Annotated in this window: 26 protein-coding genes and 1 pseudogene; 11 read left to right on the forward strand and 16 right to left on the reverse strand. The window is 56.8% G+C overall.

The features are described 5' to 3' along the window. Window positions 1-41 precede the first annotated feature (41 nt). Window positions 42-425: an MAPEG family protein gene (locus tag VIN96_RS13530; protein WP_331896789.1), complete on the forward strand. Its 384-nt coding sequence runs from the start codon at window positions 42-44 to the stop codon at window positions 423-425. Here VIN96_RS13530 and VIN96_RS13535 read toward each other — a convergent pair. After that, on the reverse strand, window positions 422-583 hold the full coding sequence (locus VIN96_RS13535; protein WP_331896791.1) for a hypothetical protein: 162 nt from the start codon (window positions 581-583) through the stop codon (window positions 422-424). The genes VIN96_RS13530 and VIN96_RS13535 overlap by 4 nt on opposite strands. Before the next feature lie 138 nt (window positions 584-721). On the opposite strand from VIN96_RS13535, the gene VIN96_RS13540 reads away from it, so the two are divergent. Both VIN96_RS13540 and guaA read left to right on the forward strand, forming a co-directional pair. Continuing rightward, complete coding sequence (locus VIN96_RS13540; protein ID WP_331896792.1) at window positions 722-1,309, forward strand: hypothetical protein; 588 nt, start codon at window positions 722-724, stop codon at window positions 1,307-1,309. Between the two features lie 91 nt (window positions 1,310-1,400). Continuing rightward, window positions 1,401-2,951, forward strand: coding sequence for a glutamine-hydrolyzing GMP synthase (gene guaA / locus VIN96_RS13545; RefSeq protein ID WP_331896793.1), 1,551 nt, complete (start codon window positions 1,401-1,403; stop codon window positions 2,949-2,951). Between the two features lie 183 nt (window positions 2,952-3,134). On the opposite strand, the gene VIN96_RS13550 is transcribed toward guaA, so the two are convergent. Beyond that, the gene (locus VIN96_RS13550) at window positions 3,135-4,079 is read right to left on the reverse strand and encodes an alpha/beta hydrolase (protein ID WP_331896794.1); all 945 of its coding nucleotides are present in this window, start codon (window positions 4,077-4,079) and stop codon (window positions 3,135-3,137) included. A gap of 182 nt (window positions 4,080-4,261) precedes the next feature. Between VIN96_RS13550 and VIN96_RS13555 the strand changes: the two genes are divergently transcribed. Further along, window positions 4,262-4,981 carry a helix-turn-helix transcriptional regulator gene (locus tag VIN96_RS13555; RefSeq protein ID WP_331896795.1) on the forward strand — a complete coding sequence of 240 codons (720 nt, stop codon included), beginning with the start codon at window positions 4,262-4,264 and terminating at the stop codon, window positions 4,979-4,981. Between the two features lie 44 nt (window positions 4,982-5,025). Here the strand turns inward: VIN96_RS13555 and VIN96_RS13560 are convergent, their stop codons facing one another. After that, on the reverse strand, window positions 5,026-5,619 hold the full coding sequence (locus VIN96_RS13560; protein ID WP_331896796.1) for a TetR/AcrR family transcriptional regulator: 594 nt from the start codon (window positions 5,617-5,619) through the stop codon (window positions 5,026-5,028). 173 nt (window positions 5,620-5,792) lie between these two features. On the opposite strand from VIN96_RS13560, the gene VIN96_RS13565 reads away from it, so the two are divergent. Together VIN96_RS13565 and VIN96_RS16710 are read left to right on the forward strand one after the other, a co-directional pair. Then, window positions 5,793-6,203 carry a DUF4345 domain-containing protein gene (locus VIN96_RS13565; protein WP_331896797.1) on the forward strand — a complete coding sequence of 137 codons (411 nt, stop codon included), beginning with the start codon at window positions 5,793-5,795 and terminating at the stop codon, window positions 6,201-6,203. A 92-nt stretch (window positions 6,204-6,295) separates the two neighbouring features. Continuing rightward, window positions 6,296-6,373: pseudogene (locus VIN96_RS16710) on the forward strand (hypothetical protein); the annotation flags it as partial. On the opposite strand, the gene VIN96_RS13575 reads toward VIN96_RS16710, so the two are convergent. From VIN96_RS13575 to VIN96_RS13585, 3 genes are all read right to left on the reverse strand, one after another. Next, entirely contained in the window at window positions 6,337-7,635 is a 1,299-nt protein-coding gene (locus VIN96_RS13575) for a GGDEF domain-containing protein (protein ID WP_414675611.1), read from the reverse strand. The pseudogene VIN96_RS16710 and the gene VIN96_RS13575 sit on opposite strands and share 37 nt — an antisense overlap. 70 nt (window positions 7,636-7,705) lie before the next feature. Continuing rightward, on the reverse strand, window positions 7,706-7,924 hold the full coding sequence (locus VIN96_RS13580) for a hypothetical protein (protein WP_331896803.1): 219 nt from the start codon (window positions 7,922-7,924) through the stop codon (window positions 7,706-7,708). 67 nt (window positions 7,925-7,991) lie between these two features. Continuing rightward, window positions 7,992-10,307 (reverse strand): PAS domain S-box protein, encoded by a 2,316-nt coding sequence (locus tag VIN96_RS13585; RefSeq protein ID WP_331896804.1) that lies wholly within the window; start codon window positions 10,305-10,307, stop codon window positions 7,992-7,994. Window positions 10,308-10,606: 299 nt separating this feature from the next. On the opposite strand from VIN96_RS13585, the gene VIN96_RS13590 reads away from it, so the two are divergent. The 4 genes from VIN96_RS13590 (at window position 10,607) to VIN96_RS13605 (ending at window position 14,209) form a co-directional block, all read left to right on the forward strand. Next, window positions 10,607-10,927, forward strand: coding sequence for a peptidylprolyl isomerase (locus tag VIN96_RS13590; protein WP_331896805.1), 321 nt, complete (start codon window positions 10,607-10,609; stop codon window positions 10,925-10,927). Between the two features lie 212 nt (window positions 10,928-11,139). Next, a complete protein-coding gene (locus VIN96_RS13595; RefSeq protein ID WP_331896807.1) occupies window positions 11,140-11,325 on the forward strand; it encodes a hypothetical protein in 186 nt (61 codons plus the stop codon). Window positions 11,326-11,441: 116 nt separating this feature from the next. Then, entirely contained in the window at window positions 11,442-13,316 is a 1,875-nt protein-coding gene (locus tag VIN96_RS13600) for an ABC transporter ATP-binding protein/permease (protein WP_331896984.1), read from the forward strand. A gap of 113 nt (window positions 13,317-13,429) precedes the next feature. Continuing rightward, a complete protein-coding gene (locus tag VIN96_RS13605) occupies window positions 13,430-14,209 on the forward strand; it encodes a class III extradiol ring-cleavage dioxygenase (protein ID WP_331896809.1) in 780 nt (259 codons plus the stop codon). A 167-nt stretch (window positions 14,210-14,376) separates the two neighbouring features. Here the strand turns inward: VIN96_RS13605 and VIN96_RS13610 are convergent, their stop codons facing one another. Genes VIN96_RS13610 through VIN96_RS13620 form a run of 3 tightly spaced genes read right to left on the reverse strand, consistent with a single transcriptional unit; the run spans window position 14,377 to window position 16,841 of the window. After that, complete coding sequence (locus VIN96_RS13610) at window positions 14,377-14,994, reverse strand: hypothetical protein (protein ID WP_331896810.1); 618 nt, start codon at window positions 14,992-14,994, stop codon at window positions 14,377-14,379. A gap of 3 nt (window positions 14,995-14,997) precedes the next feature. Beyond that, window positions 14,998-16,128, reverse strand: coding sequence for a tRNA 2-thiouridine(34) synthase MnmA (gene mnmA / locus VIN96_RS13615; RefSeq protein ID WP_331896811.1), 1,131 nt, complete (start codon window positions 16,126-16,128; stop codon window positions 14,998-15,000). Next, on the reverse strand, window positions 16,125-16,841 hold the full coding sequence (locus VIN96_RS13620; protein WP_331896812.1) for a DUF599 domain-containing protein: 717 nt from the start codon (window positions 16,839-16,841) through the stop codon (window positions 16,125-16,127). Before VIN96_RS13620 ends, mnmA begins: the two co-directional genes overlap by 4 nt. A 110-nt stretch (window positions 16,842-16,951) precedes the next feature. Here VIN96_RS13620 and VIN96_RS13625 point away from each other — a divergent pair, with 110 nt between their 5' ends. Beyond that, a complete protein-coding gene (locus VIN96_RS13625; RefSeq protein ID WP_331896814.1) occupies window positions 16,952-17,140 on the forward strand; it encodes a hypothetical protein in 189 nt (62 codons plus the stop codon). Here the strand turns inward: VIN96_RS13625 and iscX are convergent. From iscX to hscB, 7 genes are all read right to left on the reverse strand, one after another. Further along, window positions 17,137-17,331, reverse strand: coding sequence for a Fe-S cluster assembly protein IscX (gene iscX, locus VIN96_RS13630; protein WP_331896816.1), 195 nt, complete (start codon window positions 17,329-17,331; stop codon window positions 17,137-17,139). The two genes, VIN96_RS13625 and iscX, sit on opposite strands and share 4 nt — an antisense overlap. Before the next feature lie 54 nt (window positions 17,332-17,385). Then, window positions 17,386-18,939 carry a DUF3369 domain-containing protein gene (locus tag VIN96_RS13635; protein ID WP_331896818.1) on the reverse strand — a complete coding sequence of 518 codons (1,554 nt, stop codon included), beginning with the start codon at window positions 18,937-18,939 and terminating at the stop codon, window positions 17,386-17,388. 2 nt (window positions 18,940-18,941) lie between these two features. Continuing rightward, the gene (locus VIN96_RS13640; protein ID WP_331896820.1) at window positions 18,942-21,404 is read right to left on the reverse strand and encodes a PAS domain S-box protein; all 2,463 of its coding nucleotides are present in this window, start codon (window positions 21,402-21,404) and stop codon (window positions 18,942-18,944) included. Between the two features lie 17 nt (window positions 21,405-21,421). Then, the gene (locus tag VIN96_RS13645) at window positions 21,422-22,351 is read right to left on the reverse strand and encodes a substrate-binding domain-containing protein (RefSeq protein ID WP_331896822.1); all 930 of its coding nucleotides are present in this window, start codon (window positions 22,349-22,351) and stop codon (window positions 21,422-21,424) included. 328 nt (window positions 22,352-22,679) lie between these two features. Next, entirely contained in the window at window positions 22,680-23,012 is a 333-nt protein-coding gene (locus VIN96_RS13650) for a ferredoxin family 2Fe-2S iron-sulfur cluster binding protein (RefSeq protein WP_331896823.1), read from the reverse strand. A gap of 89 nt (window positions 23,013-23,101) precedes the next feature. Further along, window positions 23,102-25,015 carry a Fe-S protein assembly chaperone HscA gene (hscA, locus tag VIN96_RS13655; RefSeq protein ID WP_331896824.1) on the reverse strand — a complete coding sequence of 638 codons (1,914 nt, stop codon included), beginning with the start codon at window positions 25,013-25,015 and terminating at the stop codon, window positions 23,102-23,104. A 27-nt stretch (window positions 25,016-25,042) separates the two neighbouring features. Then, window positions 25,043-25,672 (reverse strand): Fe-S protein assembly co-chaperone HscB, encoded by a 630-nt coding sequence (hscB, locus tag VIN96_RS13660; RefSeq protein ID WP_331896825.1) that lies wholly within the window; start codon window positions 25,670-25,672, stop codon window positions 25,043-25,045. Window positions 25,673-25,697: the final 25 nt, after the last annotated feature.

Genomic DNA, 25,697 nt, shown 5'->3' on the forward strand with positions numbered 1-25,697 from the left:
ATATGATGGCTATCATATTTAAAACTAGGGGAGACACCGACATGCTGACGATCACACCGATTTACGCCGCATTGAACATCATGCTGGCCGTGGGACTGACCTATGTGGTCGTGCACCACCGCATTCAAAATCAAGTTCCGCTCGGCGACGGCGGCCACACGGAACTGGGCCGCGCCATTCGCGCCCATGGCAATCTTTCGGAAAATGCGCCGTTCGCCTTGCTGCTGCTGGCGTTGGTGGAATGGAATGGCCTGCCCGCATGGCAGTTGCATGCCCTTGGCGCCGCCTTCACCGTCGCCCGGTTGGCGCATATTTACGGCATTATGAACGCCGCCATCGCCCCCCGTTCGATGGGCGCGTTGTTTACGACGATCATCTTGACCGTTTTGTCCGGCTTGGCGGTGGTCCAGGTTCTGCTGGCTTAAAGAAACTTCACCACGTTGTAGGCCACGGGAAAAAACAACACCGCCCACACCGCCACGGCAACGACACGCACCGGGGTCGCACCGCGCTTGTAGACGTACAGCCCACCAAGCGCGGTGGTGCCCAGGTGCGCAGCCATGATGGGCAGGAAGTGTTCCATACACGAAGTCCTTGTCCTGAATGCAAGGTTCAGCTTAAGCCGCGCCCAGCGTAAAGCGCCTTGACGCCGGTCAGGTGTTGTCAGCACAAACCAGCGCGTTACAATCCCCTATATTGTTCCCATCATAAGGACCGCGCGATGACGCCGCCGCCATTCCTCGCCCACGTGGACGCCACCAAGACCTTGGTCGCCATCGTACTCACCGCATTGATCGCACTGGGCGGGTTGGTGTTCGCCTGGAACGCGCGGGGCAATGCGCAAAATGCCGGGTGGAGTAGCGAAACCTTGGTGCCGCTGGGCATCGGTGTGGCGGTGTTTTTCGTCATGGCCACGGTGTCGTTCAAATCCTACCGCACCTATGACCAGGGGCGAAGCGGCCCGATCGTGCGCATCGACGAGGCCGGTGTTTTGGACCGGCGCATCGGCGCGACGGCGATCCCGTGGACGGCCATTGGCGGTGCCGAAATTAAGGACATTTCCAACGCCAAGTTCAACCGCCGCGGCGACGAGGACGAACGCCAGCGCCCCCAGGTGATGGGCGTGGTGTTGACGGTTGAAAACGCCGCCCACTATATGGAGCCCGATGGCCTGCTGGGCAGCGCCGCCAAGACCCTGGGCCAAGCCACCGGCCACGACGCCATTGCGATCGACCCACAGGGCCTCGACACCAGCGCCGAAGCCATCTTGCAGGCGGTGAAGGCCTATTTGGACGCCCGCCAGAACTGAGCCTGGGTGGGAAAGTTTCTAGCGAATCGCCAAGCTTTCGGCTAATGTCCGGCCAACTTATTCTCTCACCCGAACAGCGGACGGTACGCCCATGCATGAGCGCATTCTCATCATCGATTTCGGTTCCCAAGTCACCCAGTTGATCGCGCGGCGCGTCCGTGAATCCGGGGTCTACTCCGAAATTCAGCCGTTCAACGCCGTAACCCTTGAAACCATTAAAGAATTCAACCCCAAGGGGGTGATTCTTTCGGGTGGACCGGCATCTGTCACGGGCATCGACACGCCCCGCGCGCCCGAAGGCCTGTTCGACCTTGGCCTGCCCATTTTCGGCATTTGCTACGGCGAACAGACCATGTGCGCGCAATTGGGCGGCAGCGTCGAAGAATCCGACCATCGCGAATTCGGCCGCGCCTTCGTCGAGGTGATCGAGGACTGCGAACTGTTCCACGGCGTGTGGTCCGTCGGCGCCAAGGAACAGGTGTGGATGAGCCACGGCGACAAAATCAACGCCATCCCCGAGGGTTTCCGCCCCGTGGCGGTGACCGACGGTTCGCCCTTCGCCGCCATCGCCAACGACGAAAAGCGCTTTTACGGCGTGCAGTTCCACCCCGAAGTGGTGCACACGCCGCACGGCGCAAAGCTGATCGAGAACTTCACCCACCGGGTCTGCGGTTGCACCGGCGACTGGACCATGGGTAAGTTCCGCGAAGAGAAAATCGCCAAGATCCGCGCCCAAGTCGGCGACGGCAACGTGATTTGCGGGCTGTCCGGCGGGGTCGACAGCTCGGTGGTGGCGGTGCTGCTGCACGAAGCCATCGGCGATCAGCTCACCTGTGTGTTCGTCGACACCGGCCTGATGCGCAAGGGCGAAGCCGAAGAGGTCGTGACCATGTTCCGCGACCAATACAAAATTAAGCTGGTACACCGCGACGCGTCCGATCTGTTCATCGGTAAGCTCACCGGGGTGTCGGACCCGGAAACCAAACGCAAGATCATCGGCGCGACCTTCATCGACGTGTTCGAAGAAGAAGCCAAAAACATCGGCGGCGCAAACTTCCTGGCCCAAGGCACGCTTTATCCCGATGTGATCGAAAGCGTGTCGTTCACCGGCGGTCCGTCCGTGACCATCAAATCGCATCACAACGTCGGCGGTCTGCCCGAGCGCATGAACATGCAGTTGGTCGAACCGCTGCGCGAACTGTTCAAGGACGAAGTCCGCGTGCTGGGCCGCGAACTGGGTTTGCCGGAACGCTTCGTCGGCCGCCACCCGTTCCCCGGACCGGGCCTCGCCATCCGTCTGCCCGGGGGCATTTCGGCGGAGAAACTGGAAATCCTGCGCAACGCCGACGCGGTGTATCTGGAAGAAATCCGCAACGCCGGCCTCTACGATGCCATCTGGCAAGCCTTTGCCGTGTTGCTGCCGGTGCAATCCGTCGGCGTGATGGGCGACGCACGCACCTACGATTACGTCTGCGCGCTGCGCGCCGTGACCTCGACCGATGGCATGACCGCGGACTTCTATCACTTCGACATGGAATTCCTGGCCCGCGTCAGCAACCGCATCATCAACGAGGTCAAGGGCATCAACCGCGTGACCTACGACATCACCTCGAAGCCGCCGGGCACGATTGAGTGGGAATAGACAGGTTGATCAATTCATTTATCAGTCAAGTGCCTATTGCACCGGGAAGACTTGCGGCTATGCCATTACGCAGCAATGCCGCGCGGGCTGTAAGCAAGTTGTTGTGAGTAGAACTTGTTGTCTCAATTGACTGACGTGGATTGGCTCCTTCTCCAACATCATTAGCGGTCAAGCAGGTAGGGACTAAACGGCCTCCTGCCGTTCCAGCCATTTTAATATTGCTTGATTCGTTTCTTGTGGCTTTTCTTGCTGGATCCAATGCCCGCAATCCAGATTGACCACGTCCACATTAGGCACGAAGTCCGCTAGATTTTCAGACTTCGCGACCAGATCCCGGTCACCATAGATCATGAGCGCGGGGTGTTGGATGATTGGATCCACATCCGCCAGCAAGTGCCAATTTCGGTCAAGGTTTCTGTACCAATTGATACCGCCTGTGAATCCAGATGCTGTGAAGGCGGAGACGAAAACAGCCAGCTCGCGGTCGCTCATGACTGGCTCACCAAGAGGGCTTTCCGTTTTGGCGAGATTGATCATCATCATACCTGGCGCGGGCTCTACGGGCGGCAGGTTCTTACGGTACATGTTGCGCAGGAACTGGAATGTATTTTCGTCCAAGACGGCATCTGCGACGCCTGGTTGCCGATTGAAATGGACAAAATAAAAATCGCCGCCAAACATCACTTCCATCATCTCTATCCAGGGCTTATCCCAGCGCTCCTGGTATGGAACGCTCAGGTTTATCAGTTTATTGACACGCTCTGGATGCAATAAGGTCAGCCCCCAAACCACCGCTGCACCCCAATCATGACCAACAAAGGTGGCATCTTTGTACCCGTAGTGATCCAGAAGTGCGACGAGATCGCCCGACAAGTGTTCAATGTCATAGTCTGTTACTTCACGCGGGCGGGATGAGTTGCCATAACCGCGTTGGTTTGGGACGATGACATGGTATCCCGCAGCAACAAGGGCAGGCACCTGATGGCGCCAAGAAAAGGCATGTTCTGGCCAACCGTGACACAGGACAATAGGTTTTCCTGAATTCTGCTGTCCCGCTTCAAAGACTTCAAGTTCCACGCCGTTGACTGGAATTAAAGTGGGCTTGGGAAAATCGACGAGTTTGGACATTGTCGTTCCTTATATTTTCGGGGTGATCCGGCGAGGCCTTCTGTTTCGGATGGCGCTCTTTCCAGTCCCAGAGGTTTACGGATGTACGTTGCACTTTCACAATCTCCGTACAGACACGCACAATCGTTGACTAAAACCTAATGGTGACAAATACTGACACCATTAAATGGTAGCCTCACAAAATGAATGTTCGCCTCCGACACGACGCCATCGTGCGCAGCCTTCGCCGCAACGGCACTTCGACAGTCTCCGACTTGGCGGAAGAGGTTGGCGCGTCCCGGCGTACAATCCTGCGCGACATTTGCGCATTGCGCGATGAGGGCTTTGTCATTCATTCCGAACCAGGACGTGGGGGCGGCCTGCAACTTGATCCCCAATCGGTGCAGACCACGGCGCGGCTCTCGGTGGCCGAGGTCTTTGCGCTTCTCATCAGCGTTGCGTCCGTGCGTGCCGCGGGAAATTTGCCCTTTTCAGATCTCGCTGACGCCGGACTTGCCAAGATCGAAAAAGCCCTGCCGCCGGACAAAGTACGCGACTTGCGCCGTTTTCTGGATTGTTTATACGTCGGGCAGCTCGCGCCACAGGTAGACATATCCGATATGGGCGCGATGGATCCCACGCTGATGACCGCATTCGAGACCGCTTTTCTCCAACGGCTACACCTGCGGTTTCAGTACCGCGATGCAAAAGGGGTCGTAACCAGCCGACATGTCGAACCGCAAGCCATGCTGATCTTGCCGCCACTTTGGTATTTGGTGGCATGGGATCCTGCGCGAAAAGACTTTCGACACTTTCGAATGGACCGGATCAGCGAACCAGAATGCGTCGAAGACACACCATTTCGGCGACGCCATGTGCCCTTCAAGGATGGCGTCCGCACAATTCGACATCGACCTTGCTGACCACAAAATCTATATTTTTTAGGGCTCAGCCAATAATAAACTCTCTACCCGTCGTCTACGATAAGGGCGCGTTTCAATAGCGTCTTCATTCTTGAAACATACTGGGGCGTCGACCAACCGTATTCGAGCGTCAACTGCTCCCAGTTGTGAATCGATAATGTCGTCAAACATATCTCGACGGCTTCTTTTCGAGACCACCCCGGCGCAAGATGCTTCTCACCTTTCAGGGCATTGATGGCTTCCCGGCAGGTGTCATTCAATCCACGCATACAGTCATTCCAAACCGCAGCCTTAGCCTCGTCCGTTTCCAGCGTATTCATCATGGCCTTGTCGATGGCGTGTATGTCCGCAATATAATTGCCCCATACATCCACGATCGCCTCAAGCAACTTCGTCCCGGTCGTCGCAGACTGCAGAACCTCTAGCCGTTCCTCCAGCCCTTTTACTTCATCCACATACTTGCGCGTCGCAATCATCAGATCGTCGCGCGATTCAAAGTGGAGATAGACCGCTTGTCGTGAAACGCCGGCAGCCTTGGCAATGTCGCTCATGCGCACGGCCTTGCCGCTGCTTTGTTCCAGTAGCCGACACGCCGCTTCGAGAATGCGGGAACGGGTATCCGATTTGTGACTTGACATAATGTAAACTTTCTAATTGACACCGTGTAAACATTACATTAGGTTGACACATTGTCAATTGACACTGTGTCTAGTTTGAATGGGGTCACGCGATGCGGGATCACAAGAACCCGGAAATCGTCATCAGCCCTCGAAACTTTGGGTTTAACAGCAACTGTCGAAAGGAAATCGTCATGAACAAGTCAATCGCCACCAAAACGTTTTTGGCCATCTCGGGCATCATTCTGATTGGCATCGGTGGGGCTTTGTTGTTCGCCCCTGAGGCGTTTCAAGCGTCGTCCGGCATCGACCTTGGAGGCAACATCAACCTGCTAAGTGAAACCAGAGCCACAGGCGGTTTGTTGTTCTCAGCAGGTTTCGTCGTCGTACTAGGGGCGTTTAAAACAGCAATGGCACAAGCATCGGTCGTGCTATCGAGCTTGATCTATCTGTCCTACGGTGCTTCCAGAATCCTCAGTATGGTAATGGATGGCGTTCCCGACCATTCCCTAGTTGCTGCAACGGGCGCGGAAATCATCCTCGGCACGCTTGGCCTGCTCGTGTTTCTCATCTCAAAAGAGACCAAGTCATTCCGTCAGGCATGAACATGAAAGTTGCCATCACCGGCGCATCAGACAAAACGGGGACGACGCTGGTTGATAAAGCGCCGAAACGCCGACACCAGGTCGTCGCCGTTTCCCGTATCATCAACGAGATCAAGGGCGTCAACCGGGTGAGCTACGATATCACTTCCAATCCGCCCGGAACCATCGAGCGGGCATAGGCTGAGGCCTCGCTCTGATCGTCCGGCACATCCGCAATCACTTGATTGCGCCCATGTTCCTTGGCTTGATAAAGCATGGCGTCGGCAATCTCGAACAACTCCGCAACATCGTCATCGGGCTGCGGCGTCAATGTGGCGACGCCGATGCTGACGGTCACGTGATCGGCGACTGATGACTTTTCATGTTTGCATTTCAGGCACGACACCGCCGCGCGAAATTTCTCCGCGATTATGCGCGCCTGCTCAGCGCCAGTGGCCGGCAAGATACACGCAAACTCTTCCCCACCGTAGCGCGCCAGCAAATCCGTCGAGCGAACGACCACCACACTCATGGCATTCGCCACAGCACTTAGACACGCATCGCCTGCCGCGTGGCCATATTCATCGTTGAAGTTTTTGAAGTGATCGATGTCGATCAAAATCAGAGAGATCGGCGCTTTCAGTCGCATCGCCCAGGCCCATTCCATGGCCAAAAATTCATCAAAGCGCCGCCGGTTGGCAAGATCGGTCAAAGCATCGGTGGTCGATAGCGCCGCCAATTCATCGCGATGGGCGCGCAATCTTCGAATATTGCGCGCCTCACGGATGATCACCATCACCCCGATGATCGCCGCCAACGCCACCGCACACCCGCTTAAAATCAGCATGTTGCGTTGGGTTTGCGCAATTTCACGGGTGGCAGCCTCAGCCTCGAGCTTCGTCTCAGCCTCGACCACTTTGATGAACTTGTTGATCTCGTCAATAACGCCGACCTGCCCGTCGAGCGCAACGCGCATTTGATGCAGCGCTTGATTGTTGTTACCGCTTTCGACCACCAGGGCCATGGCGTTGTCGATGGAGGGGCGCAATTGAGAAATTCGCTTAATCACCCTATCCATGGCTTTTTGTTCCCGCGGGGTGACATGCAAATCAATCAGTCTGTCGCGGGCCAATAAAAAGCTGACAGCCTTGGCATTGTAGGTTTCGCGTTGTGCATCACGATCGAAAAAATCGTCCATGGTGGTCGCGAAGGTCAGATGGAAAGAACGCTCGCGCACCGCCTCGCGCATCAAGAACGCCGCCCGCACCTTTTCGCGAAACAACGCGTCGCGCTGCCAAGCGCCACGAGTTTGCTCCAAATGTTGGAACCCAATGTAAATGCTGCCAAGCATACAGGCGAGAATGGCGGCAAAGCCAAGAGATAAGGCAGCGGTTGTGTGTCGAAAAATATGCACGCTCCCCCCCGGAAGTGTACGGCGCCTCATGTGCTCCATGATTAGGGGCGCATTAAATCAGTCACAACCTAAGATGTCGAGGGTGCAAAAGCATTAACCGCAAATGGTGCTAAAGCGCGGTCTCTTGGCTGGCAACACGCCCAAGGTCGGTCACGCTGGCCTTATTGAACCCAGCGCCGAACGGCTTGACGTTCAACCACCCCGCCGACTCGCATTCCTTTAGCGTGCGGTACAAAACGGTGCCGTTATCTTCTGACGGAACGGCTATATCACCGGATTGTACAATCAGTTCAAGCAACAAGCGTTGCTGCGGCAATACATTCCTCATAATGTCCCCTTGCATATTTTTTTTGCAGATTATGCATTTCTATTTCACTTGAAAAGGCTTGTATGCGTCAACGCCACACGACGCGTTCAGGGGGGAACGTGACAATGGCGTCGGTACCTTTGCCCGGCGCGCTCTGCAACACCAACGTGCCGCCGTGTTTTTGGATCAGTTTACGGCTCAACGGCAAGCCCAAACCGGCACCATCGTACTTGCGTGCTAGGGAACTGTCGACTTGGCCGAACATTTCGAAAACCGTTTCCAGGTCTGGCGTTGCGATGCCAATGCCATTGTCGGCGACCACGATCCGAAACTCACCGCCCGGTTCACCTTCGGTCCGCACCTGGACGGTTCCACCTGAGTTCGTGAACTTGATGGCATTGTGCAGCAAATTCAACAACACCTGCTTAATGCGGCGATGATCCCCTTTCAAAGCCGGTAACGTGCCGGTAGCGCTTGAGCTTAGATCGATGCCTGATTCCGTAGCGCGTATTTGACATACGCCCAAGCACTCCTCGATCAGCTCGCCGACCTCGAACTCTTCCTCATCCAACGCAAATTCGTCCGTCTCGATGCGCGAAACGTCCAGCAAATCGTTGATCAAGCCATAGAGGTGATGACCTGACCCAGAAATGTGTTTCAGATAATCCTTGTAACGATCGGCCCCCACCGGTCCGTACAATTCTTTTTCCATCATTTCGGAATAGCCGATGATCGCGTTCAAGGGCGTGCGCAGTTCATGGGACATGTTGGCCAGGAATTCCGTTTTGGTCCGATTGGCCATTTCCGCACGTTCTTTTTCTTGGCGCAACTCGTCGTCTTTGTAATGGCGGTGAATAACGCCCGCCAGCGTATCGGCGACGGACCATACCAAACGGCGCTCGTGGTCGGTGACTTTATGCGCCAAGGGAATATACAGGTTCAACACGCCCAAATTGTCGTTGGCATAATTGATCGGCACACAAAAATGACCATGATCGTTTGAACTGCTCAGGCGTCGTTCGTGATCGTCGTCGACGCACGACTTCTCGACGTCCTGCATGGTTTGCGCCGCACGTCCGCACAGGCACTGCCCCAACCCCACCTCGCTGCACATCGACTGGACGCCTTCGGCAAGGTTGGATTGCGCACGCATTTTGAGACGCCCTCGTTTCCGATCCGTCAAGAAAATGCAGCCCTTGCCCAAGGAAGCGAGGTTGTGACGATCCAAAATCATCTCCAACGCCGCCTGCAAGATGTGGTCGAGATCGTCCGAGTTCAAAGACAGGCGCAAGATCGAAGATACGATCGCATTGTCGTCCGCCAACAGCCGGGCCTCATGCTCGGCGCGCTTTTGCGCGGAGATATCGCTGATCACACCGACGAACTTGGTCAGGTCACCGACCTGCATGCGGCTGATCGCCAACCAAATGGGGAACTGACTACCGTCTTTGCGCACCCCCACCAGTTCCCGCCCGATGCCAATGATTTTCGGATGACCGCCTTCCAGGTAGTTTTCCATATAACCATCGTGATGGCGGGCATCATGGCCGGGCATCAAGACGCTGACGTTACGCCCGATGATTTCTTCGGCCACGTGCCCGAAGATACGCTCGCACGCGGGATTGAAGCTCTCGATCCGGCCACGCCCATCGGTGGTGACGATGCCGTCCGCCGCCGTTTCGATGATGGTGCGATAGTAGGTGTCGCGCTCGCCCAGCTGATTGGTGCGCTCGACCACCCGCTGTTCCAGTTCCTTGGTATGGGCGAGTTCCCGCCGCACCACGAACACCCCGATGACGGACGACAAAGCAAACAGAAACACCCCCAAAACAGGAATAACCTGCATTTCCTTGGTGCGGAGTTTTTCCAAGTTTACGCGTTGCTTGCCGGTTTCATCCTCCACCTCGGCGATAAAGGTGTTGAGCGCATCGTGGACCTTCCCATAATCCGCAAGCGCCTGAGCGATGTGAGCCTGCGTGTCCGCGCTCGATTGGTTCTCCACGGCCAAGTCCATGGCGGCTTCGGAACTGGGTTGGGAAATACGCGCCGCGCTCAAGATGCGATCGAAGGCTGTGCGCTCACGTGGGCTGAGGCTGAGCATGTTCATACGCTGATGCGCAACGATGAAATTTGCCGCGTGCAGGTTCATTTCCAGACGCAACTGATCGCGATCGAAATAGTCGTCCAGCGCCATGACGCGAAACAGGCTGAGGGTGTGCTTGTCCGCAGAGTCTCTCATTTGATAAAGAGCAAAGTTCTTTTCCAGCAGTTCGGCGTTGATCCGGTCGTTTTCTTGGATCGTGCTGATATGAAAGAAGAACAGCCCCACCAGCCCAGCCATGCCCAAAAGGATCACGGCGAAGCCTGCAATCAAAATCGTGGTGTTTTGTATGCGAACGATCATGTTTGCGCCCGATTAATTCGGATAGCCATGATTGTCCTTCTCCCCCTCATTTCGCTAAACGGCTCCGCCAAGTTTGACCAGCAGTCCAACGCGATCTGCACCCCCGTACATTCGGTGTCTTTTACTAAATTTATTGCAATTGTAATACTTAAAATTTTCGCATTCAGGTTGATTAAGTGTGCAAACTTTAATTCTACACCTTCGCCCGCCATGACAACAGAACCCGATTGGCGTTAGCCAAACACGCCCCCACAGTGTATACCGGGGCCCACATTTGAGATAATTCAGGAGCAGATCCCATGTCCGACACCGTTTCCGCCTCTCACATCCTGTTGATGTACGCAGGTTCGATGCGTTCTTCCGCCACCCGTTCGAAAGATGACGCCAAGGCGCAGATCGAAGCCCTTAAAGCCGAAATCGACGGCGGTGCGGACTTCGCCGAACTGGCCAAACAGCACTCCGATTGCCCGTCCGGCGCCGATGGCGGCTCGCTGGGTTCGTTCGGCAAAGGCCAAATGGTCAAGGAATTCGAAGACACCACCTTCGCCATGGAAGTCGGCGCGGTCAGCGACGTTGTGGAAACCGCTTTCGGTTATCACCTGATCCAGCGCACCGGCTGAGCCGTCACACGCGACGCGACGAAGCCCCCTCGGCCGCTTGGCTGCGGGGGCTTTTTCATGCACGTATGACGCGTTTCACAGCGGGAATAATCCGTCCGTCATATGGTCATGCGGACACTGAGCCGATATACGTTTAGGTGCTCTTGTCTATATCGATTCGTGCGATAAAAACCACACGCACAGCCTAGCCAATATGAGAGTGGACCCCATCCATGGACGATCAAAGCCGTCTTGACCTCATCCTCACCCAAGCACGCATCGCCAAAGCCGCGATGACCACCGAACTGAGCCTGTCGCAAGAGCAGCTGGCGCGTAACCTCAACCAAGCCCAGCTTGCGTTGGAAGCCATCGTGTTGCTGGCCGACCCCGATTTCCACAACAATTCCACCGCCACCTGACCCTCCCCTCGCGGTTATTTTTTCTCATCCGGCCATGGTATCGCGGGCGCATCGTGCCTATTATCTAAGGCACTGATTCTTCAACTGCCCAAGGATCCTCCTCCCCGATGAGAGGCATGGCCCGCCCGTCCGCACAGCCGGTCAATCCCGGCCCCAAACACACCCAGCGCAGCGAATGGCAGACCATCCGCGCGCTGCTGCCGTATCTGTGGCCCGCAGCGCGCTTGGACTTGCGCATGCGTGTGGCGATGGCGATGGCGTTGCTGCTGGCGGCCAAGGGCGCGACCGTGGTGGTGCCGGTGATCTTGAAGCACGCGGTCGACCAGCTCAGCGCGCCGAGCCTGGCCGCCGGGCTCGCCGCCGTGCCGGTGGCGTTGCTGTTGGCCTACGGCGCGGCGCGGATCATCTCGTTGACGTTCAAGGAGATGCAGGCCGCGGTGTTCGCCAAGGTCACCCACCACGCGATCCGCGAAGTGGCGTTGCGGACGTTCAAACACCTGCACAAACTGTCTTTGCGCTTTCATTTGGAGCGCCAGACCGGCGGCCTCAGCCGCGCGATCGAACGCGGCACCATGGGCATCGAATTCCTGCTGCGCATGATGCTGTTCAACATCATTCCCACCATGGTCGAAATCGCCCTGGTCGGGGTGCTGTTGTGGACCATGTTGAGCCCGCTGTTCGCGATGGCGACGCTGGGCACCATCGCGGCTTACGTGGCGTGGACGCTGGTGTTGACCAACTGGCGCACGCGCTTTCGCCGCCAAATGAACGACAACGATTCCAGTGCCCACACCAAGGCCATCGACAGCCTGCTGAATTATGAAACCGTCAAATACTTCGGCAACGAAGCGCACGAGGCCAAGCGTTTCGACGTTGCGTTGGCGGGCTATGAAAAGGCCGCGATCAAGTCCAAGACCTCGCTGGCGCTGCTCAACACCGGCCAGGGCGCGATCATCGCGGTGGGCGTGACCATCGTCATGCTGATGGCGGGCTTCGGCGTGCAAGCGGGCGAGTTGACGGTCGGCGACTTCGTGTTGGTCAACACCTACCTGTTGCAGCTGTACCTGCCGCTGAACTTCCTCGGTTCCGCGTACCGCGAAATCAAGCACTCGCTGACCGACATGGAAGACATGTTCACCCTGATGGACGCCAATGCCGAGGTCGAGGACGCGCCCGGCGCGCCCCGGCTCGACGCATCCAGGGGCGAGGTCAGCTTTGAAAACGTCACGTTCGCGTATGATCCGCGCCGCCCGGTGCTGAAAAACGTCAGCTTCACCGTGCCACCCGGAAAGTCGGTGGCCATCGTCGGCGCGTCGGGCGCGGGCAAATCGACCATCTCGCGGTTGCTGTTTCGCTTTTACGACGTCAGCGCCGGACGCATCCTGATCGACGGCCAAGACATCCGCGACGTGGCGCAAAGCAGCCTGCGCGCCGCCATCGGCATCGTGCCGCAAGACACGGTGCTGTTCAACGACACCATCCGCTACAACGTCGCCTACGGCCGCCCCGGCGCGACAGCGGACGAGATCGAGCACGCCGCCAAGCTCGCCAAGATCCACGACTTCGTGCAAACCCTTCCCGACGGCTACGACACCGTGGTCGGCGAACGCGGGCTGAAACTGTCGGGCGGCGAAAAGCAACGCGTCGCCATCGCCCGCACGATCTTGAAAGCGCCGCAGATCTTGCTGTTCGACGAAGCCACCTCGGCGCTCGACACCCACACGGAAAAAGAAATCCAAACCTCGCTCAGCGAAGTCGCCGCGGGCCGCACCACGCTGGCCATCGCGCACCGCCTGTCGACCGTGGTCGATTCAGACGAAATCCTGGTCCTCGACCAAGGCGAAATCGTCGAGCGCGGCGCCCACGCCCAACTGCTGGAAAAAGGCGGCTTGTATGCCACCATGTGGCAACGCCAGCAAGAAGCGTCGGAAGCGATGGAGACGTTAGAGCGGACCGGGGAAGGCAAGGAGGTTCTTGGGGCCGCTCAATAACGCTCAGCTTGTTTCGAAACGGGAAACACTCTTGTTCCGCTGTAACCGCTTATTTGGAAGACCAGGATGGCTATATCTTAGACGAACGAAATCGAGATTCTAAGGATGCCGACATGACACCATTGCCGTCCCTCTTTATCTCTCATGGCGCTCCATCGATTGTCACGGAACCCATTGCAGCGCATGACTTCCTCACCACCTTGGCCGATCGGCTGCCTAAACCGCACGCCATTCTTTCGGTTTCGGCACATTGGGAAACCACCAATCCGACGCTATCTAGAGATCCAAATCCGGAAACGGTTTACGATTTTTACGGATTTCCCAAACACTTATACGACATCACCTATCCCGCGCCCGGCGCACCCGCCGTGGCCGACAATGCGGCGCAGCTTCTACGCGATGCCGACATAGACGCCGACGTGACAGACACGCGCGGGTTCGACCATGGCACCTGGACGCCGCTGGCGCTGGCTTATCCAGATGCGGACATCCCCACCGCCCAACTTTCGGTCCAGCCGGATCGCCCTCCCCTGTTTCATTTTAAGCTGGGTCAAGCCCTGGCCCCACTCAGGCAACAGGGTATTTTGATCCTCGGCTCGGGGGCCCTGACCCATAATCTCCCGGCGGCGTTTCGCCACGATCACGACACCCCGCCCCCATGGGTCATGGACTTCGTCGATTGGGTTCACGACGCGCTGGTGCAAGGGCGCGTTGAGGATCTTGTCAACTATATGGAAACGGCCCCCCATGGCGCACAAAACCACCCGACACCGGAACACTTCCTGCCCCTGTTTGTCGCGTTAGGCGCGGCAAGCCCCGATGCCACGGCCCTGCGGATGCACCACAGCATGGATTATGGGGTTTTGGCGATGGACATGTATCAATTCACGTGATTATCCCGCGTGTGCCCATCGTCAGGACATACGCGGCTTATTTGTCACCGTGCGGCAACGCCAATAAGAGGCGGCGGAAGCGATGGAGACGTTGGAGCGGACGGGGGAAGCGCGAGACGCGCTAGCAGTAGAAGTGGCGGAATAGAACAGCACCTACACTGTCACATTTAACGGACTCTTTTAATTATAAGATTTGCTCGATCATGAGGCCGCTTATTTCGATGATACATAATTAGTTCTTTATCTAGGCGACCTGGTTCCTCACCACTCCCCCCCAGCAACATTTTTTCACGTCTATCAAGAAGGTATGAACAAGTTTCATCCCCATACAGAACTTCATACTCTTCGATGCCTTCAGAATCAGTTTCAGAATGCTGACGTGTTGTTTCCATTACATAAATTCGAAATTGAGATTCCTTACCTATTTTTTCAAGCACGTCATCAGCCATACAGCCTTCAATGACAACACCCCCCTTTTTTATGAGCGACTGCTCCACTTCTTCCTTCAAGGCTTCAACTCTCACACTACCCACGAAACGACCCTGTTCTCTCACCAAGTAATCATCAATATTAATATGAGAAACAGACAGCATGCGAGAAATATGACCGGATATTTCAGACTTACCAACACCATTAAACCCATCCAATGTGATTATTTTTACTTTAGATGGCAGTATGGGCAATATATGTTTCGAGACAAATTCAGAAATAATTTCATCTTTATTGCTCGCATCGGATGGAATTTCATCAATCGAAATTTGAGGAATATCTGGTGGTATCGCCACGAGCTACCCCTTCTCAATCCATCCCCCGCCCAACAACCGCTCTCCATCATAGAACACGCAAGCTTGTCCCGGCGCGATCCCGGCGAAGGGTTCTTTTAGGGTGACCGTGGCGCGGCCGTTTTCTGTTGGGCTGACGCGGGCCGGGACCAGGGGGCTGGTGGAGCGGAGTTTGACGGTGCAGTCGAACCCGTCTTGGGGCATGGCGTCACCGTCGCCGAGCCAGTTGACCTCGCGGATGGTCAGGGCGCGCTTGAGCAGCTCTTCCTTCGCGCCGACCACCACGCGGTTGTTGTCGGCGTCGATTTCCAACACGTAGATCGGTTCCGGGGCGGAGATGCCAAGGCCCTTGCGTTGGCCAACGGTGTATTTGATCACGCCGTCATGCGTGCCCAAGACGTTGCCGTCGAGGTCGACGATGTCGCCGGGATCGAGCGCGCCGGGGCGCAGCTTTTCGACCACATCGAGATACTTGCCCTGGGGCACGAAGCAGATGTCTTGGCTGTCGGGCTTGGCGGCGATGTCGAGGCCGAGGCGCTTGGCTTCGGCGCGGGCCTCGTCCTTAGTGCACGCGCCGAGCGGAAACCACAGCATGTCGAGCGCGGCTTGCGGGGTGGTGAACAGAAAATAGCTTTGGTCGCGGTTGTGGTCCTGGCCGCGATGCAGTTCGGCCCGCCCGCCCGTGTTGTCGGGACCGTCGAGGCGGCGCACGTAATGCCCGGTGACCAGCGCATCGGCGCCCAGGTCCTTGGCCTTGTCGAGCAGGTCCTTGAACTTGACCGTGTCGTTGCAATGCACGCACGGGATCGGCGTTTCGCCTTTGAGGTAGGTGTCGGCGAACACCTCCATCACCTGTTCCTTGAAGCGCTGTTCGAAATCGAGCACGTAGTGCGGGATGCCGATGTGGTCGGCGACGCGGCGCGCGTCGTGAATGTCGCGGCCCGCGCAGCAGGTGCCGGGCTTGTCGATGGCGACCCCGTGGTCATAAAGCTGCAAGGTGATGCCGACGACGTCGAAGCCCGCCTCTTTCAGCAGCGCCGCGGTGACGGAGCTGTCCACCCCGCCGGACATGGCGACCACCACGCGGGTTTCGGACGCGGGCTTTGCAAACGCGCTTGCGGGCAGGTCGAGTTTCATTGCGCCGCGCCCTTTTTATCCGCCGTGCCGGGAATGCCTTCGAGGAAGCCCAAGGTCTGGGAGCGGAATTCGCGGCGATAGACCACGCCGACCACCCACAAGGTGGTGGCCGCGAACAGCAGCGGGTGCAGGAACCAGCTCAGCGCCGCCAGACCGAAGTAATAGGCGCGCATGCCGCGATTGAAGTTGGACACCGCCAGCGCGATCACCTCGGCCGCGCCTTGGGCGAAGGCTTGGGCATCGGGCGTGTCGGCATCCGCCGGCGGCGGTGCCGCACCGATGAGAATGACCGAGTAGTTGAACTGGCGCAGCGACCAGGCGAACTTGAAGAACGTGTAGATGAAGATCAAGATCAGGGTGAGGATCTTAAGCTCCCACGCCGCTTTCGATGCCTCGACCACGAACGGGATCGCTTTGACCAACGCCTGAACCTTGTCCACCGATCCCAAAATCGCCAGCAGACCGGCGAGGATCAACAGCGTGGTGCTGGAAAACAGCGACACGCTGCGCATCAGGGTGCTCATGATGGTGGCGTCGACGATGCGGTTTTCGCGCAGCAACATCTGGCGCATCCAGCCCGCGCGGTGTTTTTTCATCACCGTCAGCAGCGACAGCCCGCCTTTCTTGAGGCGGTCGGCGAAGATGTTGTAGCCGTTCCACATCAACAAAAACCACGCCAACGCGGCCAGATCGATGTTCGATATCTCGGGCATGCCCTCAAAGTCCAAAGTTCAAGAATTCAGCACAGGTTCAGATAGCCGACTTTAGTCTATCGGAACACAAGAAACCCGCATAAAAACGCCCACCACATCAGGGAGCCGCCATGATCGTCGGCAAAAACATCGCCATCGCCACCATATTTCTCGCCATCATCGCCTTCATGGCGCTGGCGTTCCGTCCCGGTTCGGTCAACACCGTCGGCCAAGGCGGCGGCTATTCCATGGGCGGTGAAAACGAAGGCGACAACTGGGGCGGTTGGAACGGCGGCGGGGAACGCGACGACGACGATTAGTCGCGCTCGTCCAGCCACGCCATTTGGATGGCTTCGAGGATCTTTTCGCTCGACTTTTCCGGGTCGTCGTCAAAGCCCGGAAGCTCTTGCACCCATTTCCACAAATCCGTGAAGCGCACGTGCAAAATGTCCGCGTCGGGGTGGGCTTCTTCCAATTCGATGGCGATATCGTGAACGTCGATCCAGCGCATGGTCGGTGTTGTCCTTAGTCTTGTGGTCGATGCACGCAATCTAACACGGTTTTGTCAGTCCGCGTAGTGGTCGCGAATGGCGATGACGCTGTCGATGTTGCTCAGCAAGATGTCGACCAATTGTGGATCGAAATGCCGCCCGCGTTCTGCCTTGAACAGATCGATGATCTTGTCCATCGGCCAGGCTTTTTTGTAGCAGCGATCGGAACCCAAGGCGTCGAACACGTCCGCGACCGCCGAGATGCGGCCATAAATATGGATCTCTTCGCCCTTGAGATTGCGCGGATAGCCCCCACCCGCCCACTTTTCGTGATGGTCGCGGGCGATGATCGCCCCTGCACGCAAAATCCGCCGTTTGGAATTTTTGAGCATGTCGTAGCCCAACTGGGCGTGCGTTTTCATGATTTCCCATTCTTCCGGCGTATGTTTGCCGGGTTTGTTGAGAATGGCGTCGGGAATGCCGATCTTGCCGACATCGTGCATCGGCGACGCCAGACGCAAGATCTCAGCCTCGTCGTTATCCAGGCCGATTTTCAACGCCAACAGTTTGCTGATTTCGGCCACCCGCTTGACATGGTTTCCGGTTTCCTTGGAACGCGTTTCCACCGCCTCGCCCAGCATGTAGACGATTTCACGCTGGGTCTCTTCGATATCTTGGTGCAGTTCGATGTTTTCGAACGCCACGCCGACGTTGTTGGCGAACACGTCCAAAAGCGAACGGTCCAATTCGCTGAGATCGCCGAGCCCCGACATATGCACGAGATTTTCCGTACCGCGCGAACTTTTGAAAAATCCTGTGAAGCGTCCATCCTTGTACAGGTTCCGTCCGTTCTCGATCGCACCGAGCAAATCTGAAACGACCTCGGGGTCCAGGTTCTGGATACCGTTTTGACCGACCAACCTTTCAAAGGCACCGATCCCCGCAATCACGCGCAGATCGTCACCTTCGTGCGCCGCCGCCAAGCCGTTCGCCTTGAGGTACGCGGCGTCGTGATCCAGGTGCAGCAAAGAGGTGATCTGTTCCAACACGCCTTTGGTAAATTGCTGCAAGCTTTGCAGTTCGAAGATGTTCGAGGATGCTTCGATGACGTGCTCCAACCCCCGCTTGTTCGCTTCCAACGCGATGATGTCGCGGTACGAACGCAACGACGCATACATCAGGGTGAACAGCTTTTGCGACGTCAGTTCGGTCTTTTCCTTATAGTCGTTGATGTCGAATTCCGTGATCACTTGGCGTTCAGGGGCTTGCCCCGGCTGGCCCGTGCGCAAGATGATCCGCACGGTTTTGTTTTCCGCACTTTCACGAACGAAACGCGCAAACTCCAAACCCGCATGATCGGTTTCCATCACCACATCCAACAACATCACGGCCGTGTCGGGGTGCTCCATGATCTGGTCTTTGGCCTCGGCGGCGGAAAACGCACTGATGAATTCCACACCCCGACCGTCAAACACAAAACCATCCAAGGCCATTTTCGTGACTTCGTGAATGTCCGGTTCGTCGTCGACCAGCATCACTTTCCATTTGGCGGTTTGGGTGGGTGCTAGGGTATCGTCAACATCGTCGGCGAACATCAGGTCGTCAGTTGCTTCCATTGCCATACTCATGGTTATTCTCCCGCGCGAAGTTCGTTCGCTTTATATGGAATGCTGATTTCAAACGCCGTCCCCCGTCCCGGCGTACTGTGCAGTTCGATCGTGCCCCCCAGGGTTTGCGTCACTTGGTTGAAAAGGATATGCATCCCTAAACCACTGCCGCCGGAACCGCGTTTGGTGGTGAAAAACGGTTCGAATATTTTGCTACGCACATCTTCGTCCATCCCCTTGCCGTCATCGGCATAAAACAGGGAAACGGTGCCGCCGTTGTCTTCGACGCTGATTTGAATGTGTCCGGCATCATCTTCGTCGTAAGCGTGAATGACGGAATTCATCACCAGATTGGTGATGATTTGCGATAGCGCCCCGGGGTGCGTGTCAATCACCACGTCACGCTTACCCGAAATGGATATCTCATGCTTGGTGCGGCGCAGAGTCGGCTTCAAACTTTCCAGAACCTCCTCGACGTAGGCCAAGACATTGACTTCGCGCCGCGCTTCACTGGTCCGGTCGACGGCGACCTGCTTGAAACTTTTGATCAGTTCCGATGCGCGGTTCAAATTGGCCTGAATGATCCCTGTCGATGCGGTGGCTGTTTCGACGAACGCGGCAAAATCACTTTTGCGCAAGCCGCCGCTTGCGTACAATTGCGCGATGCGGTCTGCACTTTCTTTCAAATGTGAAACGGCTGTCACACCGACGCCAATGGGGGTGTTGATCTCATGCGCTACCCCTGCGACCAATCCGCCCAACGACGCCATCTTTTCCGCCTGAACCAACTCGTTTTGAGTATTTTGCAGCTCTTCCAGCGTCGCCTGCAGCCTGTATTCTTCTTGCTTGCGTTCCGTGATGTCGCGAATGATTCCGACGAAGGTCACGTCATCGCCGTGATGGAAATCACTGATAGAAAAATCCGCAAGAAAGGTGCTGCCGTCTTTGCGCCGCGCAATCAGCTCACGCCCCACGCCGATCACCTTGCTCTTGCCTGTTTCGAGATAGTCCTTCACATATTCGTGGTGCTTCTCGGCTATATGGCGGGGCATCAAAATCGAAATATTCTGGCCGATGACTTCGATGACCGAGTAACCGAATATCTTTTCGGCCGAGGTATTGAAGCTGAGGATTTTGCCATCCTGATCCGTGGTAATAATGCCGTCTACGGCAGAATTTACGATCTGGCGCGTTTTCGCTTCCGTTTCCTTCAGCGCGTCTTCCACAAGGCGACGCTCCGCAATTTCCGCACGCAGAGCTTGAGTGCGTTCCCGAACCGTGTCTTCCAAGCCGTCCGCGCGCTCCTTGATGACGCGAGACATGTCGTTAAATGACTTAGCGACAATGCCAAGCTCGTCGTTGCTGTCGAGCGCGATGGCGTCGCCGTAACGACCGTCGACGATGCTCTCGACGCCGGCTATCAACGACGCAAGGGGTCTCTGCACCACTCGGTTGATAAAAATAAGTCCAACCGGGGTCATGCCCAGCAAGAAAATGGCGATACCCCAAAGCGCCGAATCTCGAAACACGGATACCCCTGTAGCATAAGATGCGTCAGGCAACTGAAACGACAACACCACCTGCGCACCATTGACGGGCGACAAGCTCGTCAAACCGACATACCCGTTTCTATCTTTGACCAGGGTGTGGGCGCTGTCGCCTTCTAACGCGGACGGCAGTTTCAGTCCCGCGGGAATTATCCCTTCCGTACTCCCGACAATTTCGAGCGCCGTATCGAATCTATAGAAATACCCGATCTGCAAGCCCGTCTGGCGCATCAATCCAGCCAATACCGATGCATCCAACATATCTATGAGAACCATGGTCCCCAAGAATTCAACGTCGCCGTTCACGCGCTTGCGTTCGATCGGTGTGCGCACGACGATGCCAAGACCTTCGCGACTGACGTAGAGGAAAGTGCCAGGATCGAAACTGTCCATCGGCACCTTTAGCTCATGCGGCAAGACGGCGATGGATGTGGTGGCGGCTTGGGCTTGGTGCGCCTCGTAATAAACGGGACGGGCATCGACGTAACTGACTATGGCGGTGCTTTCATTCACGCGGTCTTCAACCGTATCATGGCCGTGGAATGCGGCCAGACGCTGTTGGCTGTCATATACAGCCATGTAGTGATGCGCAGATATGCCTGTCAGAGTTTCAAGCGTATATGCAAGCTTGCGCTTTTCAGGATCGTAAACCAGAGCTTGATAGGTATTGGGATCTTGATACTTGCTCAGAAGATTCAGTATCGAGATCACGTTGCTGCGCGAAGCGAACTCGTTGCTAATCCGTTTGAGGTGCTCTTCGCGCTGACGTATGAAAGTCAGAAAGGCTCCGTGTGCATCCTCGATCTTCTGACGAGCAAGATCTTCATGGTAGCCGTTCAACGAGAACAAGAAGATTCCGCCGATCAAGGCAATCACCATCAAAGTGGAAATGCCCCAAAATAGCAGGATCTTTCTTGCAATCGAGAATTTGGCTTTCATGTCACCCCCGCCGGAAATCAAAAAATCGTTTCGATTTGATCGACGTTTTCACCGGTAACCATCTGTGACGGCACTTCGATATGGCGAGGAACCTGCTCGCCGCGAAGAATACGCATAGCGACATCCGCCCCAACGTCGCCGCAGGTGGGATATGTGAAACTGGCGAACTGTTCACCGGATTGGATGGCTTCGCGCGCTTCGCGAATGTAATCGATGCCCACGATAGGAATGGTCTTTGGATCCAGTCCGGATTCTTTCAGCGCCAAACGCGCGCCAGCGGCCATGCTGTCGCTTTGGGCGTAAATCGCGTCGAACTTAGTTCCGTTTTCGATCACCTGTTGCACGGCCTTGATGGCCTCCGCCCGCTGGTAATTGGCGGGGATGATGTCGATGATGTTCAGTCCGCGATGATTCTTTATGCGGTTCACGAAACCCGCCGTGCGTGCGATGGCTGTGCTGGCGGTGGGAACACCTTGAAGCACGAGCACGTCGCCTTTGCCATCGCGCGCCGCCGCGATTTGATCGGCGGCCTGTGATGCGATCGCAGTATCGTTTGGACCGATAAAGGTGGTGAATTTGTCGTTGGTCATCGTGCGCGTCAACAGCACGACGGGGATGCCTCGATCATAAAGCGCCGAGATCACTGGGGTCATGGCTTGAGGACTACGCGGGCTCATGATCAGCAGATCAATGCCTCGATCGCCTAAATCCTCGATGTCTTGAATGTTTTGGGCGACGCTGCCACCCGCATCCGTATAAATGAAGCGAACGTTGTCGTATTTTGCGAGCGCCTTTTGCACGGCATGCACCTGCGCCGCACGCCAGTCATTGGCCATGTTGTCTTGCGCGAAACCGATAACGTACGTTTTTTCCGCTGCAAACACACCAAAGCTGGAGCCGAATAGCACGCCAACCGCAATGATCGCTTTCAAGAGAGTACCGCGCATATGGAGTCTCCTACACCTGCTATTTGAATACCCGTGCCGTGTATGCGCATATGCGTACGAACACCCAGCATCTCGTCAGATCGCCCGAGGACACCTGTCTATTCATATAAGCAAGGAGCAGGCCATATTCTGTATTATTTTACTCAGGTAATTTCATGCAACAAAACATATGGATAACCATACACACGCCCTAATATCGCGAATTTTCCACAATTTTCTGGAATATTTTTTGCAAAATCATACGCATCGGGCTTTGCAATTTGCACACAAAAATACCCGATAACCACACAGGGCTATCGGGTATTTCGTTCGCAAAAAAGCGGAAATGTCAGTCCAGAAGCATGTTCCGGGTGCCGGACGGAATGGACACTTCCAGGCCATCCAGTTCATCCGTCATTTTGATCTGGCAGCCGAGGCGCGAGGTGTGGGTCAGGCCAAAGGCCAGATCCAGCATGTCTTCTTCTTCCTCGCTCGCTTCGTCGAGCTTGCCGAACCATTCCTCATCGACGACGACGTGACAGGTCGAACACGCCAGCGAGCCTTCGCATGCGCCCTCGAGGTCGAGGCCGTTTTTGTGGGCGATTTCCAGGACCGAAAGGCCAACCGGGGCATCCACCTCTTTGCGGTTGCCGTCCGCATCAATGAAAGTCATTTTCGGCATGTGTCGTCGTCTCCTCGAAAGCAAAATCTGATTTAGGCTCTGGCCTACATTGGCCTGTATGTACAGTGACTCGTGTGTTTCGACAAGGTCTAAGCGTTTTCACCGTCGCCGATGCTCGACGCCAGTTTATCCATGCTGACCCCGGTCAGCGCATCGCGGATCCCCTTGTCCATGCGTTTTTCGGCAAACACCCGGGTGGCCTCGTCAAGCGCCTCGGCGGCCTTGTTGATGGCGTCGCGGTCGGTGCCCTTGATGGCGTCGATGACGCCGTCCATCCGTTCGCCGATGGCTTCGCGTTCTTCGACCGACAACAACGAACAGTCTGCCTGCAGGGCCGCGCGCACCGCCAACATGGCGCGTTCGGCTTCGACCCGCGCTTCGGTGAGCAAGCGCAACTCCATGTCGTCCTTGGCGTTTTTCATGCTGTCGTAGAGCATCGTCGACATTTCGTCTTCGCTGAGCCCGTAGGACGGCTTGACCTCGATCTGCGCTTCGATGCCGGACGTTTCTTCGCCTGCCGACACCGTCAGCAAACCGTCGGCGTCGACCTGAAAGGTCACGCGAATGTGCGCCGCGCCTGCCGCCATCGGCGGAATGCCCTTGAGGGTAAAGCGCGCCAACGAGCGGTTTTGATCGACCATTTCGCGTTCGCCCTGCACCACATGGATCGCCATCGCGGTCTGGCCGTCTTGGAAGGTGGTGAATTCCTGGGCCTTGGCAACCGGAATGGGGGTGTTGCGCGGAATCACTTTTTCGACCAGACCGCCCATGGTTTCCAGCCCCAGAGACAACGGCGTGACGTCCAACAACAAGGTGTCTGAGCCCACCGTCAAGGCTTCGGCCTGCAACGCCGCGCCCACCGCGACCACTTGGTCGGGGTCGATGTCGGCCAACGGTTCGGTGCCGAAATACGACGCCACCGCCGCGCGCACCTGGGGCACGCGGGTCGAACCGCCGACCAGCACCACGCCCTTGACGTCGAGCGGGTCGTAACCCGCCTCGGTCAGAACCTCATGACAAATCTTGATGGTGCGGTTCACGTCGGCTTTGATCAGGTCGTCGAAGGTCGCACGGTCGAGCTTATGCTTGGTTTGCTTGTCGCCCGCCGTCAGCACCCATTCGCCGCTGTCTTCCGTGCTCAAGCATTCTTTCGCCAAGCGCCCGGTCATCAACGCGACTTTGACTTCGCCGGCGCTGAGCTCGCTTTCGCCCAGCAGCTGTTGACGTTCCTTGAGGAAATAATCGGCGATGGCGTGGTCGAAATCGTCGCCGCCCAGGGCCGCGTCGCCGCCGGTCGCCAACACCTGAAACACGCCCTTTTCCATGCGCAACAGCGACACGTCGAAGGTGCCGCCGCCCAGATCGAACACCGCGAACAAGCCTTCCGCGCCCTTATCCAGGCCGTAGGCCAGCGCGGCGGCGGTGGGTTCATTGACCAAGCGCAGAACCTCCAGTCCCGCCAGACGCGCGGCGTCCTTGGTGGCGGTGCGCTGGGCGTCGTCGAAATAGGCAGGCACGGTGATGACGGCTTTGTCGACCTTGGCGCCCAGTTTGCCCTCGGCGCGATCTTTCAGCGCACGCAGGATGTCGGCGGAAATTTCGATCGGCGTCAAGGTGTGCCCGCCGATGTTCAAGCGCACCAATTGGCTTTCGCCTTCGTGTTGCGGTTCGATGTCGAACGGCAATTGCCCGCCGAGGCTTTTGACGTCTTCCGCGCCTCGGCCCATCAGCCGCTTGATGGAGCTCACCACGCTATCGGGGCGGCTCAGCAACAAACGCTTGGCCAGTTCACCGACGATGGCCGAGCCATCCGGCGCATAAGCGACGATGGACGGAACCAGCGCTTTGCCGTCGTCATCCTTGAGAACCTCGATTGCGCCCTCGGAACTGATGGCGACCACCGAATTGGTGGTACCCAGATCAATGCCCACCGCGATCTGCGCCTCGTCCTGATGAGGTTCGGGCGATTGTCCGGGTTCGTGAATTTGCAGCAACTGAGCCATAATCGGGGTCGTCCTGGTTCTAATTATTTATGAAAGCAGGCGGGCGCGGCCTTGGCGCACCTCACCCATCATTTTGTCCAAATATTTCAAACGCGTGGTGAGCTGACACGCCCCTTCGATATCGCCGCCCTTGAACGCCAGGGAAAGGCCCGTCAACACGTCGTCGATTTCAGCCTTGGTTTCACGTTGAATGGCGTTCAGCGCTTCCATGGTGTCGGCCGACGCAAGACGCTCGCGCATTTCCATCGCTTCCATCAGGATCGACTGATCGCGCACTAGGTTGCAGCCTTCGGGCAACACGTCCACGCCCAAAAGATGCACCAGATAATCGGCACGCTTCAACGGATCCTTGAGGGTTTCGTAAGCGTCGTTCAAAGCCGTCGCCTGCTGTTGGCTGAGCGCTTTTTCCTTGGGCGATTTGGTGGCAAAGCGGTCGGGATGCAACTGGCGTTGCAGATCGAAATAGAGACGGTCCAGCGCCGGAACATCGACGTCGAAGCCCTGCGCGACGCCCATCCGGGCGAACAAATCGACTGGCGCCGGGGGCTGCACGGCCTTGCAGGTCGGACAAAACAACGACGTCACCGAGGTCGGACCCTTGCATGACCAGCACGGCTTGAGTGTGGTTTCCGTCGTATGTGCGTTCACTTCGATCATCGTCTACCCGTCAATATGGCGGTCA

Source organism: Magnetovibrio sp. (genome assembly GCF_036568125.1).
Lineage (GTDB): Bacteria > Pseudomonadota > Alphaproteobacteria > Rhodospirillales > Magnetovibrionaceae > Magnetovibrio.

Bases quoted from the DNA above. Each gene is read 5' to 3' on its own strand.
- VIN96_RS13530 (WP_331896789.1), top strand. From the start codon at position 42: ATGCTGACGATCACACCGATTTACGCCGCATTGAACATCATGCTGGCC.
- VIN96_RS13535 (WP_331896791.1), bottom strand. From the start codon at position 583: ATGGAACACTTCCTGCCCATCATGGCTGCGCACCTGGGCACCACCGCG.
- VIN96_RS13540 (WP_331896792.1), top strand. From the start codon at position 722: ATGACGCCGCCGCCATTCCTCGCCCACGTGGACGCCACCAAGACCTTG.
- guaA (WP_331896793.1), top strand. From the start codon at position 1,401: ATGCATGAGCGCATTCTCATCATCGATTTCGGTTCCCAAGTCACCCAG.
- VIN96_RS13550 (WP_331896794.1), bottom strand. From the start codon at position 4,079: ATGTCCAAACTCGTCGATTTTCCCAAGCCCACTTTAATTCCAGTCAAC.
- VIN96_RS13555 (WP_331896795.1), top strand. From the start codon at position 4,262: ATGAATGTTCGCCTCCGACACGACGCCATCGTGCGCAGCCTTCGCCGC.
- VIN96_RS13560 (WP_331896796.1), bottom strand. From the start codon at position 5,619: ATGTCAAGTCACAAATCGGATACCCGTTCCCGCATTCTCGAAGCGGCG.
- VIN96_RS13565 (WP_331896797.1), top strand. From the start codon at position 5,793: ATGAACAAGTCAATCGCCACCAAAACGTTTTTGGCCATCTCGGGCATC.
- VIN96_RS13575 (WP_414675611.1), bottom strand. From the start codon at position 7,635: ATGGAGCACATGAGGCGCCGTACACTTCCGGGGGGGAGCGTGCATATT.
- VIN96_RS13580 (WP_331896803.1), bottom strand. From the start codon at position 7,924: ATGAGGAATGTATTGCCGCAGCAACGCTTGTTGCTTGAACTGATTGTA.
- VIN96_RS13585 (WP_331896804.1), bottom strand. From the start codon at position 10,307: ATGATCGTTCGCATACAAAACACCACGATTTTGATTGCAGGCTTCGCC.
- VIN96_RS13590 (WP_331896805.1), top strand. From the start codon at position 10,607: ATGTCCGACACCGTTTCCGCCTCTCACATCCTGTTGATGTACGCAGGT.
- VIN96_RS13595 (WP_331896807.1), top strand. From the start codon at position 11,140: ATGGACGATCAAAGCCGTCTTGACCTCATCCTCACCCAAGCACGCATC.
- VIN96_RS13600 (WP_331896984.1), top strand. From the start codon at position 11,442: ATGGCCCGCCCGTCCGCACAGCCGGTCAATCCCGGCCCCAAACACACC.
- VIN96_RS13605 (WP_331896809.1), top strand. From the start codon at position 13,430: ATGACACCATTGCCGTCCCTCTTTATCTCTCATGGCGCTCCATCGATT.
- mnmA (WP_331896811.1), bottom strand. From the start codon at position 16,128: ATGAAACTCGACCTGCCCGCAAGCGCGTTTGCAAAGCCCGCGTCCGAA.
- VIN96_RS13620 (WP_331896812.1), bottom strand. From the start codon at position 16,841: ATGCCCGAGATATCGAACATCGATCTGGCCGCGTTGGCGTGGTTTTTG.
- VIN96_RS13625 (WP_331896814.1), top strand. From the start codon at position 16,952: ATGATCGTCGGCAAAAACATCGCCATCGCCACCATATTTCTCGCCATC.
- iscX (WP_331896816.1), bottom strand. From the start codon at position 17,331: ATGCGCTGGATCGACGTTCACGATATCGCCATCGAATTGGAAGAAGCC.
- VIN96_RS13635 (WP_331896818.1), bottom strand. From the start codon at position 18,939: ATGAGTATGGCAATGGAAGCAACTGACGACCTGATGTTCGCCGACGAT.
- VIN96_RS13640 (WP_331896820.1), bottom strand. From the start codon at position 21,404: ATGAAAGCCAAATTCTCGATTGCAAGAAAGATCCTGCTATTTTGGGGC.
- VIN96_RS13645 (WP_331896822.1), bottom strand. From the start codon at position 22,351: ATGCGCGGTACTCTCTTGAAAGCGATCATTGCGGTTGGCGTGCTATTC.
- VIN96_RS13650 (WP_331896823.1), bottom strand. From the start codon at position 23,012: ATGCCGAAAATGACTTTCATTGATGCGGACGGCAACCGCAAAGAGGTG.
- hscA (WP_331896824.1), bottom strand. From the start codon at position 25,015: ATGGCTCAGTTGCTGCAAATTCACGAACCCGGACAATCGCCCGAACCT.
- hscB (WP_331896825.1), bottom strand. From the start codon at position 25,672: ATGATCGAAGTGAACGCACATACGACGGAAACCACACTCAAGCCGTGC.